General features: G+C 57.7%; 17 protein-coding genes and 1 tRNA gene. 4 read left to right on the plus strand and 14 right to left on the minus strand.

The features are described from left to right. Nucleotides 1–220: 220 nt before the first annotated feature. The 6 genes from BN874_RS03510 to BN874_RS03535 all read right to left on the minus strand — a co-directional run bounded on the left by BN874_RS03510 (nucleotide 221) and on the right by BN874_RS03535 (nucleotide 4,726). Entirely contained in the window at nucleotides 221–607 is a 387-nt protein-coding gene (locus BN874_RS03510) for a hypothetical protein (RefSeq protein ID WP_034430865.1), read from the minus strand. A gap of 263 nt (nucleotides 608–870) precedes the next feature. Next, the gene (locus tag BN874_RS03515) at nucleotides 871–1,170 is read right to left on the minus strand and encodes a hypothetical protein (RefSeq protein WP_034430866.1); all 300 of its coding nucleotides are present in this window, start codon (nucleotides 1,168–1,170) and stop codon (nucleotides 871–873) included. Nucleotides 1,171–1,226: 56 nt separating this feature from the next. Next, nucleotides 1,227–2,129, minus strand: coding sequence for a hypothetical protein (locus BN874_RS03520; protein WP_154724725.1), 903 nt, complete (start codon nucleotides 2,127–2,129; stop codon nucleotides 1,227–1,229). A gap of 7 nt (nucleotides 2,130–2,136) precedes the next feature. After that, a complete protein-coding gene (locus BN874_RS22115; protein ID WP_051497368.1) occupies nucleotides 2,137–3,990 on the minus strand; it encodes a hypothetical protein in 1,854 nt (617 codons plus the stop codon). 128 nt (nucleotides 3,991–4,118) lie between these two features. Next, nucleotides 4,119–4,466, minus strand: a complete 348-nt coding sequence (locus BN874_RS03530) for a hypothetical protein (protein WP_034430868.1) — start codon at nucleotides 4,464–4,466, stop codon at nucleotides 4,119–4,121. Continuing rightward, on the minus strand, nucleotides 4,463–4,726 hold the full coding sequence (locus BN874_RS03535) for a helix-turn-helix transcriptional regulator (protein ID WP_230314315.1): 264 nt from the start codon (nucleotides 4,724–4,726) through the stop codon (nucleotides 4,463–4,465). The genes BN874_RS03530 and BN874_RS03535 overlap by 4 nt, the downstream gene beginning before the upstream one ends. A 111-nt stretch (nucleotides 4,727–4,837) precedes the next feature. Between BN874_RS03535 and BN874_RS03540 the strand changes: the two genes are divergently transcribed. Then, nucleotides 4,838–5,350, plus strand: a complete 513-nt coding sequence (locus BN874_RS03540) for a hypothetical protein (protein ID WP_034430869.1) — start codon at nucleotides 4,838–4,840, stop codon at nucleotides 5,348–5,350. Beyond that, the gene (locus BN874_RS03545) at nucleotides 5,347–6,504 is read left to right on the plus strand and encodes a tyrosine-type recombinase/integrase (protein WP_034430870.1); all 1,158 of its coding nucleotides are present in this window, start codon (nucleotides 5,347–5,349) and stop codon (nucleotides 6,502–6,504) included. Before BN874_RS03540 ends, BN874_RS03545 begins: the two co-directional genes overlap by 4 nt. Nucleotides 6,505–6,524: 20 nt before the next feature. Here the strand turns inward: BN874_RS03545 and BN874_RS03550 are convergent. From BN874_RS03550 to rpsU, 5 genes are all read right to left on the minus strand, one after another. Beyond that, nucleotides 6,525–6,600, minus strand: a tRNA-Ile gene (locus BN874_RS03550). A gap of 50 nt (nucleotides 6,601–6,650) precedes the next feature. Then, nucleotides 6,651–8,519: an RNA polymerase sigma factor RpoD gene (gene rpoD / locus BN874_RS03555; protein WP_034430871.1), complete on the minus strand. Its 1,869-nt coding sequence runs from the start codon at nucleotides 8,517–8,519 to the stop codon at nucleotides 6,651–6,653. An 85-nt stretch (nucleotides 8,520–8,604) separates the two neighbouring features. Then, on the minus strand, nucleotides 8,605–10,350 hold the full coding sequence (dnaG, locus tag BN874_RS03560) for a DNA primase (RefSeq protein ID WP_034430872.1): 1,746 nt from the start codon (nucleotides 10,348–10,350) through the stop codon (nucleotides 8,605–8,607). A gap of 109 nt (nucleotides 10,351–10,459) precedes the next feature. After that, the gene (locus BN874_RS03565; RefSeq protein ID WP_034430873.1) at nucleotides 10,460–10,906 is read right to left on the minus strand and encodes a GatB/YqeY domain-containing protein; all 447 of its coding nucleotides are present in this window, start codon (nucleotides 10,904–10,906) and stop codon (nucleotides 10,460–10,462) included. 40 nt (nucleotides 10,907–10,946) lie between these two features. Next, nucleotides 10,947–11,162, minus strand: a complete 216-nt coding sequence (gene rpsU, locus BN874_RS23275) for a 30S ribosomal protein S21 (RefSeq protein ID WP_081756113.1) — start codon at nucleotides 11,160–11,162, stop codon at nucleotides 10,947–10,949. Between the two features lie 111 nt (nucleotides 11,163–11,273). Between rpsU and tsaD the strand changes: the two genes are divergently transcribed. Then, nucleotides 11,274–12,290 carry a tRNA (adenosine(37)-N6)-threonylcarbamoyltransferase complex transferase subunit TsaD gene (tsaD, locus tag BN874_RS03575; RefSeq protein WP_034430874.1) on the plus strand — a complete coding sequence of 339 codons (1,017 nt, stop codon included), beginning with the start codon at nucleotides 11,274–11,276 and terminating at the stop codon, nucleotides 12,288–12,290. A 48-nt stretch (nucleotides 12,291–12,338) separates the two neighbouring features. Here tsaD and ileS read toward each other — a convergent pair whose 3' ends face one another. Together ileS and ribF are read right to left on the minus strand one after the other, a co-directional pair. Next, the gene (gene ileS / locus BN874_RS03580) at nucleotides 12,339–15,173 is read right to left on the minus strand and encodes an isoleucine--tRNA ligase (RefSeq protein ID WP_034430875.1); all 2,835 of its coding nucleotides are present in this window, start codon (nucleotides 15,171–15,173) and stop codon (nucleotides 12,339–12,341) included. Between the two features lie 16 nt (nucleotides 15,174–15,189). Then, nucleotides 15,190–16,173, minus strand: coding sequence for a bifunctional riboflavin kinase/FAD synthetase (gene ribF / locus BN874_RS03585; RefSeq protein WP_034430876.1), 984 nt, complete (start codon nucleotides 16,171–16,173; stop codon nucleotides 15,190–15,192). A 321-nt stretch (nucleotides 16,174–16,494) separates the two neighbouring features. On the opposite strand from ribF, the gene BN874_RS03595 reads away from it, so the two are divergent. Then, on the plus strand, nucleotides 16,495–17,097 hold the full coding sequence (locus tag BN874_RS03595) for a DUF938 domain-containing protein (RefSeq protein WP_034430878.1): 603 nt from the start codon (nucleotides 16,495–16,497) through the stop codon (nucleotides 17,095–17,097). A 1-nt stretch (nucleotide 17,098) separates the two neighbouring features. Here BN874_RS03595 and BN874_RS03600 read toward each other — a convergent pair whose 3' ends face one another. Beyond that, a complete protein-coding gene (locus BN874_RS03600) occupies nucleotides 17,099–17,785 on the minus strand; it encodes a haloacid dehalogenase type II (protein WP_034430879.1) in 687 nt (228 codons plus the stop codon). Between the last annotated feature and the right edge of the window lie 22 nt (nucleotides 17,786–17,807).

Here is a 17,807-nt window from a genome sequence, read left to right on the forward strand (position 1 = left end):
CAATGAGCTTACAGTGGGTTTCAAATTTATAAGCAATCACGGGAAAATTTACAGGAGGAAAGTTTCCGGATAGAGCAACCGCGTTGCGCGGCAACGACCTTGATCGCCTGCCGGGTGATAGCGGTAGTTTGAAAGCTGATCGTAGCGGGTTTCGATTTCATTCCGGGTAGGATAACCCAAATAATTCCATTATTCCAGAAATATGGAATTATTTTTTTTGTTACATATCGGCGGGTTCATGTTCCGGGTTTTTCATCCGGTTCACGCAGTCGGCGATGTCTCCAAGCAGCGCGGTGATGCGTTTCAGCAGGCGCGGGTCGGCGGGCGCGGCGGTTGCCAGTTCCAGCCAGTTACGGGCGCTGGCGGGTACGGCAGCACGGTTCCAAATGAGGGTTATCCAAATGCCCGTATGCTCCACGTCCCAATCAATCTCGTCATCATCGGGCGCAATAGCAGTGCGGGGCGGCATTCGCGGCAGTGGCGCTAGACGCTGGCGATTGGCGTCCCATTGAATTTCAGCGACCTTCTCATCCAACCATTTGCCGTCTATCACGCTCAACCGGCCAGACTTGCAGGCCTTGCCGACAGCGGCGGGTGAAACTCTCATGCGTCGGGCAAATTCAGACTTTGAAATGAGCAAAATTTTAACCTTAATTAGTTGATTAGACTACAATTAAACAATATTTTATCCTAATTGAAACCGCTATGCCTAGCGAAATGATGGGCTTTTAAGTACCCGTACCCTGCGAAGATCACTGGGGCCCCCCGCTGAATTTTCAGCCCGCGTTCCAACGCATTCAGTGCAACGCCCTTTCCTGTCTGTGAGGTCAAGGCTTTCCAACCTACCGCGATTGACCTGTTACATGTTATCTAATGGCCCCGTGCGGGCGTAACCGTGCGACACAACGCCTCGGCCTGGGCGGCCACTGTTGCGGGCGGCCTGTCGCTGGCATAGGCCAAATCCACCGTAGACACCAGTAGATCGCGGACAGAGGGCGACACGCGGGCCTGAATCACGGTGGACAAGGCGTCGGCTTCCGACACGCCCGCGATCCGCGCCGCCGCCAGCTTGCCCGCCATCCGCCCATGCGCCGCGCAAAAATCCTCCCCGGCCCAGACTGAACCGGCCCATAACAGCCCGCTCACAATGATCCACGAATAACGACTCATGGCCCAATCCTCCAATCTGATTTAGAAGTGCCAAAAAAGATACTTCTAAAGAACGTTCAATGACTCTGATCGGGTTGCGGGTTGAAAACCAACCGATCATTCGTTCGGCCAATCCTTCCAGTCAACAGCAGTTGGTTAATCGTTGCCTTCACCAGCGCCGGGCCGGTCTTACCCGCGTCAACCATCCGGGTCAGATCGTCCGGGGTCATGCCACCAAATCCAGTCGCTTGGAGTATTTCGACAATGCGAATGGCGAGCGGGGATAGCGAAACAGCCGCGCCATAATTTTCGGGACTTGGTGGGTAAGGGTGACAAGGGTGACAGGGTGACATTGGTGGTTCTGTCACCCTGTCACCCTTGTCACCCTGTAAACCACTAGCGAGAATTTCTTGGAAACGCTTATCATCAACAACAACCACGCGCCAAAGTTGGCGGTCTTGGTTGGTTCCATAGTTTTCGAACCGCGCTCCAACTTCCACGCGACGGGCGTATTTCCTAATAAATTCACCAATTAACTGGCTACGGATTTTCCCCCGGCGATCAGTGAAATGCTCAGACAGCACATCCCACAACGCTTGAGCGGGCCGTTCTTCGTCGCCTTGTGCATCGCGCTGGGTTTCCTGAGCGCGGGTGACAGCCTCCTTAGAAGTTGCGCCCGCCGTGCGGAAAGTGGTCCACCACGCGGCCAAGAGCGCCCGCAATTTGCGGCGAACCGGATCGGCGTCGTTCAGTTCCGCCGTGCCCGCCAGCGGGTCGGCTTCACCTAACCAAGTCAACGGGCGGCGAACCATTTGATCCCAGTCTTCAAAACTGCCCATCGGCGGGTAGGGTTGCCGGGGTTGTCCAGCGGCAATGTAGGCGCGCAACACGGTCAACCCGGCTTGCACCAATCGCGGGCGATGTTCAGGAATCCACGCCACTAGATTCCGGTCGTATTGGCGACTTTCCGGGGCTTCCAATTGCGGATCAAAGATTGCAGATCACTACGCGGCGGGTCATATCACCAGTCACTTGTGTATTGTTGCCGGTTGCTAGAAACAACGCGCAAGTGGGAACGGTTGCCACCTTGTTGAATCCCAGCAACCGCCCAGTGATGGTTTCACTACTCAAGGCTTTACAGAGCGTTGCTCCAGAAAGCGGTACTTCGAGATTGTCGAGATTGATGACGCTATCGCCTGCGAGCAAAACCGACAGCATTCGCTTTTCAACTTCATCCGCATCCGCGCCCAGATCGAAAATAGTAGCCGGGCGTCCGGTTGCGACCAGCGCCGGAACGTCCATCAACAAGCTTTTTGCACTGCCGGCGCGGGTTGCGGTCGCTAAGAAAATCGGCGCGGTCGGGAGTGAGGGTCGGACCAGCGCGGTCAACAGGGCGGCCAATGCGGCGCTACGGTCGCTGTCATTGGTGAAGCTGAAACCCTGATCCTCCGGGCGGTCGCTGTTCAGGCAGCGCCGATTGAACAGTTCATCCTTGAGAAATTGCAGCGCCGATCGCCCTGCTTCGGGCGATGGATCGGCGGGTATGGGCGGAAAGACTTCATTTTGGGCATCGAAGAATAAACCTGTCGTTTTGTCATAGCCGGGTTGGTCGAGAATGGAACCGTCCGGGCGCAAAGTTGGGGCGCTTACTACCCCGATCAGCGGCGGGAAATGCCAAGAACCAGAACGCGCCAAGAGGGTTTGTGCGATTGCCGCCGGGGCATGGCAACGCTTGTAGTCCTCCTCCTTTTCATTCCACTTTTCCCAGCGGATAAACCTGTTCAGCCGGTCAAGCAGGCTATCCCGATCCAGCGGGCTGATGGTGACTGCGCCTCGTGGCCGGGTGATTCCCCGAACCGTTGCGGCCTGTTGGTGGCTGATTCGACAGAGGTAGCCACTGCGCTGATAGAGTTCCGCGCAATGCTGAATTAGTGCGGCTTCAGCTTGGTCAGTGGCTTCCGGCAATTCTCCAACCACTACCCGAACCGTTGCGGGCCGGGCGAGGCCGTGGGGTCGTTCTTCCTCCAATGGCAGATCGGCGGGCGTGATCACGGAATCAGCGCCGGGAGCCTGTTCAGCCAGGGCGAATAATTCCGCAACGGTATGCCCTTGATTCAGCCAATCGGAAACGTCGCCTTTGATCGGGAGTCCGGGCAATTCCAGCCAGCGTAGTTCAGTCACCTTGCCCCGCAACTGGCGAGCAATGTTCAGCATGTGCGCTTGACCGGGTTCGTCGTTGTCAGGAATCAGGACCACACGAGCAGCGCCGGAAAGTTGCTCGCTGTATTCCGTCCGCCACTTGGGTTTTTTCGCTTTCTCCGATGCGCCTTCAAAATTGGTGGTTGCTACCAAACCCAGTCCGGTTAAGCGATCCGCGTCCTTCTCGCCTTCCACGAAGTAGATCGGGTGTCCGGGCACTTTGGCCGACAGCACCTCGGGCAATCGGTAGAGGGGATAGCTGGACAATTCCGGCTTTTTCCAAACCCAGGCAGCGCCATTGATCGGCTGGTGGCGAATCCGAAAATCTTTCGGTTCGCGTCGCACTTTCTCAAAAACGACAATGCCGTTCGCGTCTTTAAATGGGTAGGTCGCCACGATGCGCGGATTGCCGGTGCGCGGTGTGTCGATTCCCAATGCCTTGAGAATCGCGGTTCCTTCGCAACCGGCATGGCAGTAAACGACTATGGGAGTCTTATCGCCTGCTTTGAGAGTCAGGCTGGGGCTGTGGCCTTGGCTATCGGCTTCATGGATCGGGCAGTAGGCTTGATAGCCGTCGCCGGCCTTGACGGGTTTGCAACCACGCTGTTGCAGGGTATTGATCGCTTCTTGAAGGGTGTTCATGGGTTTTAGTCTCCAAAAAAAGGTTAATCGGAGACTGACAACCGCGCCCGTTTACCGTAAAATCAACGCTGTCGATGGCGTTAATTTTTGTGGTTTTGTTTTGGGCGCGGGGCCAGTCTCCTAGGTAACTAGGGGCTGGCCTTAGTTGTTTGTGCCTTGTCATCTTTCGGGGCGAATTCAGTAGCCCGCGTCAGCATGAATTCCAATGGGTGGCTGGCCCCATCCGCCAGTTTCTCAATCGCTGTCAGTAATCCACCACTAAGATTCTCATTCCACCAATCGGGAGCGCTAGGGTCACAGGCGCTGTCGATTGTCATGTTGTGAAGCGTTCGGACGATGGCACTGATCCCGTAAAAGCTCTGGCTCAGCGATTTCAGGTGGTGGTGGTAAAAAGCCAGTTCGTGGGGTTTGACGAGTTGCGCCCAATCGGGAATAACGCACTCAGGCGAACGGTCACATTTTTCACAGCATGTCATAGCGATTTCCTCTTCAGGGCTTTGTGTTCAGTGGTTGACCTGGCGCGATTGGCGGCGATCCAAGCATCCAAATCGGCGCGGTGATAGAAGCAGAGCTTGCCCAGCTTGGTGAACGCGGGTCCGCGTCCTTGACTTCGGTAGCAGGCCAGCGACTTGGGCGATACCCCCAGATAGGCAGCGGCATTGATGACGTTCATCCGACCGTCGGGGAAAATCTGGACGCCGGGGGCGGCGGGTTGCAGTTGTTGCAGTTCGGTCATGGAAATTCCTCAATTTTATGTAGAGCAAATATATACAAAACATAAATTAAATAGTTAATGTAGAACTGTCAAGCACAAAAGGAATAGAATGTTAAAAATTGGAGGTGTGCGATGGCGGCGAAAAAAGGCGGAAAACTCAATAAGTCCGAGGTGATTCCAGTTCGCTTTGATCCGATTCTCAAAATGGCGGCGGAACTGGCGGCGGGCAAGGAGCGGCGAACGATGAGCAGCTTTGTAGAAATGGCGGTTGAACAAGCAGTCAAGCAATCCATCGTTGCGCGGGATGAAGCAGGGATGCCGATCAGTGCTTGGCAGGCATCCTATGAGACTTGGCATGAAGCGCCAGCGCGTCGGATACTTAATTTGGCATTGCAATTCCCTGATCTACTGACGATTCGAGAACGAAAGATTCTTAACGCCATACGTCAGCTATTCGGCAGAGAGCTTTATGAATCGAGCTTCCTTCCCTTATTCCAACTGACGGGTAGCGAGCTTTGGAACTGGTTGTGCCGATACGCGGACGATGAGATTACGTTTGAGGCTTTAGCGGAAGGAACGCGGGATATACAAATGAAGGTGGCCAGTGCAATAGCGCCGATGAATGGTAGCGCCTACCAACTATGAAGCCACACCTAACCCGTCTTGAATTGCGCCGTCTGCAACCAGGCCAGCAATTAACATCAGGCGGTATTCACTTTGAGCGGCTGGCGAATGGTGACGGGCGCTTTACCGTCAACATCATGGTGGATCGGGTTCGCATTCATCGGGTCGTCGGCTTGGAGAGTGAAGGAGTCACCCTGACTCAAGCGGAATGCTTGATAGAGCGGTTGCGCACTGAAGCGCGGGCTTCACGGTTAAGCCTTCCCAAAGGACGCAAGGTGGCTCTCGGTTTCAGTATGGCGGCAGATGACTATCTCAAGCGGTTGGAGGCCAGCCAAGGACGCAACATGGGCAAGAAACGCCTGCATATCGCTCGGCACCTCAAGCCCTTCTTTGCCGATAAATCGCTTTCCAAAATTGAAAAGTTTGATCTGCAACGCTACGCCAAGCAGCGCCGGGAAAACGATGCAGTGCCTGGCACCATCAACCGTGAATTCGCCACCCTCTTGCACCTGTACAAGCGGGCCGTGGAGTGGGGATGGTTGGTCAAGGTTCCGTTCGAGATACCCCGTCAGAAGGAAGAAAATCGGCGAATGGTTTATCTCACTTCAGAGCAGATCAGCGCCCTGTTGTCAGCGGCCAAAGCGGATCGGCGCTGGGAAATCTATCCGTTCACCCTGATCGCGTTGCATACCGCGATGCGGCTTAATGAGATTCTCAGTATCCGGCGGGCGGATATCGATTTAACGCGGCGGATCATTCACATCCCGCAGGCCAAAGCCGGAGCGCGTGATCAGCCGATCACGGTTGAATTGGCGGATTACTTGCGGGGCGTGTTGGCGATGGACGCGGCGGATCAGACATGGCTGTTTCCGGCAAACAGCGCCAGCGGGCATACCGTGGAAATTGTCCAGGCGTTTCAGCGCGTCGTGACTGCAGCGGGATTGAATCCGCGTGAAGTGACCCGGCATACCTTGCGACATACCGCGATCACGCATCTGGTTCAATCCGGCGTGGATTTGCCGACGGTGCAACGCATCAGCGGACATAAGACGCTGGCGATGGTGGCGCGATACAGCCACCAAAATGGAGAGCATATTCAGGCCGCAATGGAGCAGTTGCAAAACCGGATTACACAGGAATTACACAGGCCACAAAAAAGCCTTACCGGAACCTGACGGTAAGGCGTTGAATTAAATGGTGGGCCCTGTAGGATTTGAACCTACGACCAAGGGATTATGAGTCCCCTGCTCTAACCGCTGAGCTAAGGGCCCGGAACTGTGAGAATCTTAACCGCCGTCCCGGTTTCTCGCCACTGATTCATTCAGTCCAGATCCAGGAAGCTGCGCAACTGTTCCGACCGATTCGGATGCCGCAGCTTGCGTAGCGCCTTGGCCTCGATCTGGCGGATACGCTCGCGGGTTACATCAAACTGTTTGCCGACTTCCTCCAGGGTGTGATCAGTCGGCATGTCAATCCCGAAACGCATCCGCAGCACCTTGGCCTCACGCGGGGTAAGCGTCGACAGCACTTCGCGGGTCGCCTCGCGCAAACCCTCGACCGTGGCTGCATCCACCGGAGACATTACGTTCAGGTCTTCAATGAAATCGCCTAAATGTGAGTCCTCATCATCGCCGATCGGCGTTTCCATCGAAATCGGCTCTTTAGCGATCTTCATAACCTTGCGAACCTTGTCTTCCGGCATTTCCATCCGTCGGGCTAGTTCATCCGGTGTCGGTTCGCGGCCCATCTCCTGCAACATCTGCCGGGAAATCCGGTTCAGTTTGTTGATAGTCTCAATCATGTGAACCGGGATGCGGATGGTTCTAGCCTGATCCGCGATGGAACGAGTGATTGCCTGCCGAATCCACCAGGTCGCATAGGTCGAGAACTTGTAACCACGCCGGTATTCAAACTTATCCACCGCTTTCATCAAACCGATGTTACCTTCCTGAATCAGATCCAGGAATTGCAAGCCTCGATTGGTATACTTCTTGGCGATGGAGATCACCAGTCGCAGGTTGGCTTCGACCATTTCTTTCTTGGCGCGCCGGGCTTTGGCCTCACCAATCGACATATGGCGGTTGATGTCCTTGATCTCGTGAATGGTCAGCCGTGCCTGCTGCTCAATCGCTTGCAAGCGCTGCTGCGCATCCAGTATCGCCTCGCGCTGTTCCGCCAGCAGAGCTGAATGTTTCCTGCCGGATTGAATGTGTTCGTCTATCCAGTCCAGCCGGGTTTCATTCTGCGGGAATGAGCTAATGAAGGTCTTGCGTGGCATTTGCGCCCGGTTAACGCAGGCGTGCATCACCTCTTTTTCCCGGGTGCGGATACGCTCGGCCATCTCGTGCAAACGGGCGATCAAAGAATCCAGGGTCTTCGGCACCAGGCGAAATTGCAGAAAACGGTCGCCGAGCTGTTGCCGCAACATCCGGGTTTGATCGTGCTGTAAGCCTAATTCGTCGGCGCGGTTCAATGTTTCCTGATACAGGGTGTGCAATTCGGTGAAGCGGTTTGCCGTTTCCTGCGGATCAGGGCCGCTCTCGACCACGCTCGCACCCTCTTCATCCTCGTCCTCGTCTCCGTTTGCGACCGCCACTGCATCCACAACAGCGACAGCGTCCGGGTCGTCAGCCGCCAGTAGCAGAGCTTCGTCCGGCAGCACCGGCACCACTTCATCAATATCGTTAAAACCACTGATGATGTCAGATAGCCGAGTGCCATTGTCGCTGATCGAGTGATAAGCCCGCAGCAACTCGCCAATAGTCAACGGATAGCTGGACAGCGCCGAGAGTACTTGGCTCATGCCCTCTTCAATGCGTTTGGCGATCTGGATTTCACCCTCGCGAGTCAGCAGTTCGACGGTGCCCATTTCACGCATGTACATCCGCACCGGATCAGTGGTGCGGCCAAAATCACTGTCCACCGCCGCCAGCGCAGCAGCAGCTTCCTCAGCCACTACGTCATCATCGGCGCTGACTGGATTTTCGTTGAGTAGCAAGGTCTCGGTATCGGGCACGAACTCATGCACTTCAATACCCATGTCATTGATCATCGAGATGATATCTTCGATCTGTTCAGGATCGACGATGTCATCGGGCAGATGATCATTCACCTCGGCATAGGTCAGGAATCCCTTTTCCTTGCCGCGGGCGATCAACTTCTTTAACTGCGATTGTTGCTGCTCGCTCATGACCTGCTCACAAACTGGGTAAGAAAAACATAAACTAATAACGATATCATAGATATGGAATTAATCTACGTCGTTAAAGGAAAAATTAGACTTTTTGCGGCTTGCCAAGGTTCCTCACTGCCTCGCGTTCTTCGGCGTTCAGTGCGCTGGGTACGCCCCGACGGAGCAGGATTTCCGGCACTTGCTCGCCCGGATCGTTGCGTCGCCGCAGATAAGCCAGAATATCAGTGAATTCTGCTGCAAACTGATAGCTTTCCTCCGGCACTTCCGGTTCCCAAACAGCCAACCGTTCCAGAATCGCGCCTTCGCGGGTATCCCGATAGCGTTCCAGCAGCGTAGCAACCTTGAGGTGGGGATGCTTCAGCAGCGTTTCAATCAGCTCAGTCAGCAGTTTTATCCCCGGATCGCTGTTCACCCGCAAAAGGGGATCGTCTGCCGTCATTCCTTGCGCCAGCTCCGGTCGGTACAGTAGCAACGCAACAGCTTTACGCAGTGGAGTACGGGTCAGCCGCAGATTACGATCAGCGCGATTAGGAACCGCCGTAGCAGCAGGCGGCGGACGCAGCCGGGTTGTCGCCAGATGAGCTTCCTTTTGGAGTCGCGCCTCCATCAAATCGCGAAAGTGCCCATCGGGCAACTTTTCCAGCAATGGTCGCGCCCGTTCAGCCAGTCGAGCACGTCCCGCCAGTGTTTCGGGATCGGTTTGACCGCGCAGTTCGGAAAACAGGTAATCGGCCAGTGCCGTAGCCTGCTCCAACCGCCGCTCAAAGGTCGCCTGACCCTCCCGGCGTACCAGTGTATCGGGATCTTCGCCATCGGGCAGGAACAGAAAACCCACCTGGCGGCCATCGTGCAAAAACGGCAGCGTCACCTCCAGCGCCCGCCAAGCCGCTGCCCGTCCGGCGCGGTCGCCGTCGAAGCAGAACACCAGGTCGCTGACCACGCGGAACAGTCGTTCAATCTGATCAGCGGTGGTGGCGGTGCCAAGCGTGGCGACCGTATACGGAAGGCCGTGCTGAGCCAGCGCCACCACATCCATATAGCCTTCAACCACCAACAGCCGTGGTAAGGGTTGACTCTGCATCCGCGCTTCATGCAACCCGTACAGTTCCGAACCCTTATGAAACAGCGGTGTTTCTGGGGAATTGAGATACTTGGGCGTCGTCTCGCCATCCAGCGCCCGCCCGCCAAAGGCAATGACCCGCCCGCGCCGGTCGCGGATCGGGAAGATGATGCGGTCGCGAAAGCGGTCGCGCAGCCGACCCTGTTCATCACGGCTGGACAGCCCGGCATTGAGGAGGTTCTCAGCCGTGGCTCCAACCTCCCGCAGCGCTCGGCTTAGATTCTCCCAACCTGCGGGCGCATAGCCAATGCCAAACACCCCCGCGATCTGCCCGGTCAGGCCGCGTTGGCGCAGATAATCCACCGCCCGCTGCCGACTGGGATGTTCACGCAACTGACGGCGGAAGAATCGATCGGCCTGCGCGACTAAATCCAGCAGCAGTGGCTTGATCGAAACCCGGTCATTGCCCCCCGTTTGGGGCAGTTCCAGTCCAGCCTGCCGGGCCAGTTCCTCCACCGCGTCCAAAAATTCCAGCCGCTCGTAAGTCATCAGAAAACCAATCGCGTTGCCGTGAGCGCCGCAACCGAAGCAGTGGTAGAACTGCTTGCGGGGACTGACCGAGAACGACGGGGTTTTTTCGGTGTGAAACGGACAGCAGGCCATAAATTCATGACCCGCCCGCCGCAGCGGCACTCGGCTGTTGACGATCTCAACGAGATCAACTCGGCCGAGCAGTTGATCGAGGAATTCCTGGGGAATGCGGCCCATAGCCACAAAGCCTAGCGAACAAACGCCCAACCGTCAGCGGTTGGGTACAACAAAGAATTGGAGGAAGCGTTGCGGACGCGGCGGGTAGGCCGGTTCGGGAGCGAACCGTTCAACCGCCAAAATGGGCCTTGACCCGAGTACTGACGGTGGTCATATCCACCCGGCCCTGAGCCTGATCCTTGATCAGCGCCATGACCTTGCCCATGTCGCGCACCGACTGGGCGCCCGTCACGGCGATGGCATTGGCAATTAGGGCATCGAGATCGGTTTCGCTCAGCGGCGTGGGCAGGTAGGATTGAACCAAATCAATCTCGAAGGCCTCCTGATCGGCTAAATCCGCACGATTCGCGCTCTGGTATTGGGCGAGTGATTCGCGACGCTGTTTGATCATCTTTTCCAGTACGGCCAGCACTTGAGCATCGCTCAACTCGATGCGCTCGTCCACCTCGCGCTGCTTGATCGCGGCCAGGATCAGACGAATCACGCCGAGGCGGTGCTTATCCTTGGCGCGCATGGCGGCTTTCATGTCATCCTGAATGCGGTCTTTGAGCGACATGGCGGCAGGCTCGCTAGCGGTAGCGGAAAGGACGAACGCCCTAGAACAAGCGGACGCGACGGGAGACTTCGCGGGAAAGTTTCTTCAAATGGCGCTTGACGGCGGCAGCCCGCTTGCGCTTGCGTTCCTGGGTAGGCTTTTCGTAGGACTCGCGGCGGCGGACTTCAGACAGAACGCCGGCTTTTTCGCAGGATCGCTTGAAGCGGCGCAGCGCGACATCAAATGGTTCATTTTCCTTAACTTTCACGGAAGGCATTAACCCATCACCTCATTGCTGTGTGGTTGGAGTGGACGAAATGAAATTGCATAATGAATAACCGATGAATTGTAGTCACCCCTGTTGCCAAATGCAAAATAGTGAAGCGCTATGTTAATCCTCGGCATTGAAACGTCCTGCGATGAAACCGGGCTGGCGCTGTACGACAGCGAGCGCGGTTTGCTGGCCCACGCCCTGCACAGCCAGATCGCGCTGCACGCCGAATACGGCGGCGTAGTGCCGGAACTGGCTTCCCGCGATCACGTTCGTAAAATCTTGCCGCTGTTGCGCGGGATTTTTCAGCAGGCCAATGTAAAACCGCGCAGCGTAGACGGCGTGGCCTACACTCGTGGGCCGGGGTTGATCGGGGCGCTGCTGGTAGGCGCGACCATTGGCCGCAGTCTGGCTTGGACCTGGAAGGTGCCGGCGATGGGTATCCATCACATGGAAGGCCATCTGTTGGCCCCGATGCTGGAATCCGACCCGCCAGACTTCCCATTCGTGGCGTTGCTGGTGTCCGGCGGCCATAGCCTGCTGGTGCGGGTGGACGGGATCGGCCGCTACCAGATCATCGGCGAATCGGTGGACGATGCCGCTGGCGAAGCCTTTGACAAGACCGCCAAGCTGCTGGGGTTGCCCTATCCCGGTGGGCCGGCGCTGGCCAAGCTGGCGGAACAGGGCGATCCCGGTCGCTTCCGGTTCCCCCGCCCGATGACTGATCGCCCCGGCTGCGATTTCAGTTTCAGCGGCCTGAAGACGGCGGCAATCAACACCTGGCGAAAGCTGGAACCGACCTCGGAGAATCGAGCCGACGTGGCCCGCGCTTTCGAGGATGCGGTGGTAGATACGCTGGTGATCAAGTGTCGGCGGGCGTTGCAAGCGACCGGGTTGCAGCGGCTGGTGGTCGCGGGCGGGGTGGGCGCGAACCGGCAGTTGCGGGAGCAGTTGCGGAACTTGGCGGCTGAATCCGGCGGGGCGGTTTATTACCCCCGGCTGGAATTCTGCACCGATAACGGCGCAATGATCGCTTATGCTGGCTGGCGGCGGCTGGCGGCGGGTCAGGGCGAAAATACCGCGATTGAGGTGACGCCGCGTTGGCCGCTGGACAGTCTGCCGCCGGTGGATTGAGGCATGGCATGACCACGCTTCAATCTACCGGCATTGGACGTTGCGCGTTCAGGCAAAGCGCCGCGCTTCTCCTGTGCCAAACGCATTCTCCACGCAGCGCCCGCACAGTTCAGGATGATCGACGTTTTGGCCCACATCGGCGCGATGATGCCAGCAGCGCACACATTTGGGGTGATCACTGGGCAGAATCCGAATCGCCAGCGCTTGACCGTTGATCTGCATTTCCACGGCGTCCGCTGGCTTTGCCACAAGCGGATGAACGTGGGCATCGGAAGTGATGAGAAAGAATCGTAGTTCATCTTCCAACTGGCCTAAATCGGCGGCCAGATCGCCCTCGCAGTACAAATCTACCTCGGCGTCCAGCCCGGAACCAATGCTGCCCGCCACCCGCAACTTCTCCAGTTCCTTGCTCACCGCCTCGCGCACCGCAATCAGCCGATCCCAGTAAGCGGCATTGAACCGATCATCGTCAGCGACCGCGAACAGCCCGTCATACCACGTTGTCAGGAACACCGAGGGGTCGCGCTCACCCGGCAGATTCCGCCAGATTTCCTCGGCGGTGAAGCTGAGGATCGGGGCCAGCCAGCGGGTCATCGCTTCCAGAAGGTGATACAGCGCGGTTTGCGCCGAGCGGCGGGCGATGCTGTCGCGGCCGGTGGTGTACTGGCGATCCTTGATGATATCCAGATACAGGCTGCCCATGTCCACCGAGCAGAAGTTGTGAATTTTCTGATAGATCAGATGAAACTGGTATTGGTCGTAGGCGCTGAGAATTTCTTCCTGCAAGCGGTAGCTACGATCCACCGCCCAGCGATCCAGCGCCAGCATTTGGTTCGGCGGTGCGAGATGGTGCGCGGGATCGAAACCATTGAGGTTAGCCAGCAGGAAGCGGGCGGTGTTGCGCATCCGCCGGTAGGAATCCGCCATCCGCTTGAGAATCTCGTCAGAGACGTTCATCTCACCGCGATAGTCGGTTGCCGCCACCCACAGCCGCAACACGTCGGCGCCCAGCGAATTGACTACTTTCTGCGGCGCGACCACGTTCCCCATGGACTTCGACATTTTGCGACCCTGGGCGTCGACGGTGAAGCCGTGGGTCAGCAACCCCTGGTAGGGCGCAACGCCGCGCATCGCTACTGAGGCCAACAGCGAGGACTGGAACCAGCCGCGATGCTGATCCGAGCCTTCCAGATACAAATCAGCGGGGAAATGCAATTCCGGGCGACGCTCCAGCACCGAAGCGTGAGTGGTGCCGGAATCGAACCACACATCCAGCGTATCCTTGGCCTTGACATAATCCGCCGCATCCGCGCCCAGCACTGCTGCCGGATCGAGTTCAAACCAGGCGTCAATCCCCTCCTGTTCAATCCGTTGCGCGACCTGTTCCATCAATTCCAGCGTATTCGGATGCAATTCGCCGGTCTGTTTATGGGTAAACAGGGTGATCGGCACCCCCCAATAGCGCTGCCGGGAAATGCACCAGTCAGGCCGGTTTTCTACCATGCCCTGCAACCGCGCCTCGCCCCAGTCCGGGGTAAAACGCACCTTTTTAATCTCCTCCAGGGCGCGGGTGCGCAGCCCGTGTTGCTCCATGCTGATGAACCATTGCGGGGTAGCGCGGAAGATGACCGGAATTTTGTGCCGCCAGCAATGCGGATAACTGTGGTTGATCCGGGCGACCCGCAACAGCATCCCCTGCGCTTTCAGCGTATCAATCACCTGTTCGTTGGCGGCGAACACATGCAGTCCGGCAAACAACGGGGTATCGGGCAGAAAGCGGCCATCCGGCCCCACCGGGTTATCCACCTTCAGCCCATAGCGGGAGCCGACCACATAGTCCTCCTGGCCGTGCGCCGGAGCGGTATGCACCGCGCCAGTACCCGCTTCGGTAGTGACGTGATCGCCGAGGATGATGGGAACCTCACGGTCGTAGAATGGATGGCGCAGCAGCAGCCCTTCCAGCGCGGAACCTGGCCCGTAGGCCACCACCTGATAAGTGTCAATCTGCCAGCGGGCCAGCGCGTCTTTCAGCAACGGTTCGGCGACCAGCAACCGTTCCTGACCCTGATCGGTCTCCACCTGCACCAGCACATACTCAAAGCCGGGATTAACTGCCACTGCCTGATTGGCCGGCAGCGTCCACGGTGTGGTGGTCCAAATCACCACCGCCAACCGCCCTTGACCGGCATGACCAGCGACATGGTGCAGACGCGCCAGCACCGCTTCCGGGTTTGCGGCAGGGAAGCGCACATCAATCGCCAATGAATCGCGATCTTCGTACTCGACCTCGGCCTCGGCCAGTGCCGAACCGCATTCGGTACACCAATGCACCGGCTTGGAGCCGCGATGCAAATGACCATTAGCGATAATCCGCGCCAGCGAGCGCACGATGTCGGCTTCGGCGCGGAAATTCATGGTCAGGTACGGGTTGTCCCAGTCGCCCAGGATGCCCAGGCGCTGAAAGTCCATGCTTTGACTCGCCACCTGCGCGGCGGCAAAGGCGCGGCAGGCGTCGCGGAATTGGCGGGCCTCCACTTTCACTCCCACCTTGCCCAGCTTCTTTTCCACCATCTGCTCGATGGGCAAGCCGTGGCAATCCCAGCCCGGCACATACGGCGCATCGAAACCGCTCAGGGTGCGGGATTTGACGATGATGTCCTTGAGTACCTTATTGACGGCATGGCCGATATGAATTTCCCCATTGGCGTAGGGCGGGCCGTCGTGCAGCACAAATTTGGGGCGACCGGCGAATTCGGCGCGTTGCCGATGATAAAGATCCAGTTCCCGCCAATAGCGCAGCAGATCCGGCTCGCGCCGGGCGAGATCCGCCTTCATCGGGAAGGCGGTCTGGGGAAGATTAAGAGTGTCTTTGTAATCAGCCACGGTGAACCTCTGAACTTCAGAATGCTTCAGGCAGGAGGGGGCGATGGTGGGTATCGGGAATCACGATACCCCGTGCCGAGAAATAGCTTCGGGCGGTGTGCGTATCCCGCTGAATCTGCGCTTGCAGGGCCATCAGCGACTCGAAGCGCTGCTCCGGGCGGATATAGTGCATAAAATCAACTTTAACCTGTTGACCGTAGAGATCGCCCCGGAAGTCGAGCAGATGCACTTCCAATTGCTGGCGGATACCCCGCACCGTGGGCCGGCGCCCCACATTGGCGACCCCCGGCCATGGTTGTAAACCGGCTCCGCTCATCACCACCGCGTATACCCCGTAAACCGGAGTGACCCGGCGGAGCAGGTGAATGTTGGCGGTTGGAAAGCCAATAGTGCGACCGATTTGGTCGCCGTGCGCCACTCGCCCGCACATATCGTAGGGTCGGCCCAGCAGCCGCGCTGCCGCTTCCAAATCACCATGCGCCAAGGCTTCACGGGTACGAGTGCTGCTCACCCGCTGGTCATCCAGGATGTAGCTGTGGGTGTCAACGACTTCAAAGCCGTGGCGCTGGCCGGCTGCAACCAGCATGGCAAAGTCGCCGGCGCGGCGGTGGCCAAAGCGGAAATCATCGCCGACCACCAGATAGCGGATACCGAGCCGGTTTACTAACAGCTCGTTAATGAAGTCGGATGCGGGCATGGCCGCGAGCTGGTGATCGAATTTCAGGCATAACACCCGTTCGATACCCAGTCCATCCAGAGCCAGCAGCTTTTCCCGCAAGCGCATCAAGCGGGCCGGCGGCGCAGTGGGACCGGCGAAAAATTCCTGCGGCTGCGGCTCGAAGGTGATGACCATACGCGGCAACCGCAACCGCGCCATTTGCCGGGTCAACTGATCAAGAATCACTCGATGGCCGAGATGCACACCGTCGAAGTTGCCGATGGTGGCGACGCAACCGCGATGCCAGGGACGGAGATTGTGTTGACCGCGTATCAGTTCCATATCGGGCAAGTGAGTACCGGTTGCGAACGGAGATTGGCATTATAGGGGCAATAGCGGGTACTGGCGGCGACCGTATCCGGTTTTTCCCACCAAGACCGGTGAGTGCTTTCACTTTCAGAACCGTTCGGTAATCCAGGGCGATCCCCTGCATGGATCAGGCAAGATCGACACCCCAACCATTCGCGCCGTGTTGGTGATTTCCTTGCTCACTATAAGGAAGCAGTCAGCCATGACACTCGCGATCACACCATGCTGGAAAAAATTCACTATCTCGATAATCCTGATACCGTTCACTCCTGAGATGAATGGAGAGAATCATCCATGGTTACTAACACCAAGCCGTATTCCGAGGCCTGTGAGCAGAACAAGGCGCCGATTCTTGCAGTACTGCGGGAAGTATTCACCCATCCGGGGCTGATTCTGGAAATCGGCGCGGGCACCGGCCAACATGCCGTTCACTTCACCCGTCACTTGCCGCATCTCCTCTGGCAACCTACCGATCTGGCCGAAAATCTGTCAGGTATCCAGCTCTGGAGCGCCGAGGCGAAGCTGCCGAACCTGCGCCAGCCGCTGGAGCTGGAGGTTTGCCGCCAGCCGTGGCCGGTGACAAAAGCCGTCGGCGTATTTTCGGCTAACACCGCGCACATCATGGCTTGGCCGGTAGTGGAATGCCTGTTTCGCGGGATCGGTCTGGTGCTGGAATCGGGCGGCGCTTTCTGTTTATACGGACCGTTCAACTATGGCGGTCACTACATCAGCGCCGGTAACGCCGAATTCGATCTCTGGCTGCGGTCATGGAGTCCAGAGAGCGGCCTCCGTGATTTCGACGATCTCGACCGACTGGCCGCCGATAACGGCTTGCGCTTGCAATGCGACTATCCGATGCCGGTTAATAATCGAACCCTGGTCTGGGTTCGGGACTGAATCAGCCGGACCGTTGAGCAAACCAGGTCGGCAACTCGTCCAGACCGTTCACTACGATATCCGGCTCGACATCCCAAGGATCGAATAAGGCGTCCGGCTGGCGCTTGACCCAGGCGGCGCGGAGGCCAGCGGCTTTGGCGCCGATCACGTCCCAGGCATTACTGGACACCAGCCAGGTTTCATTGGGCGTGTGTTCGGTTCGCCGCGCCAGGTGAGCGTAAACCACCGGATCCGGTTTGAAGGTGCGCAAATCGTCCACGCTCACGACATCTTCCAACTGGGACAGTACGTCGACGTTGGTCAGCAGCGCACGGATGCTGGCTTCTACCCCATTGGTGAATGCGACCAACTGATGGCCTTGCGCCTTGAGGGCGCTCAAACTGGCAGCGACTTCCGGGAATAGCGGCAGGTACAGATAGGCTTCCAGCAGTCGCCCCTGGTCGGATTCCGGCAACTCGCAGCGTAACGCCTGCTGGGTATAGCGCAGCGCCTGTCGGGTACACACGTCAAAATCGGCGTAGCGCCGCATCAAGCCACGCCGAAATGAGTATTCCAGTTGCTTGCTCCGCCACAGTTTGGCAAAGCGGGCGGCTTGCTCGCCGACCAGCGCCTGCAGCGGCTCGGCCAGTGCCAGCGGGTCCACCAGGGTCCCGTAAACGTCGAATCCCAAAGCATATGTTTTTTCCATACTGTCCTCACATTCCAGGCTC

The sequence above is a fragment of the Candidatus Contendobacter odensis Run_B_J11 genome, assembly GCF_000531125.1.
Classification (GTDB): domain Bacteria; phylum Pseudomonadota; class Gammaproteobacteria; order Competibacterales; family Competibacteraceae; genus Contendibacter; species Contendibacter odensensis.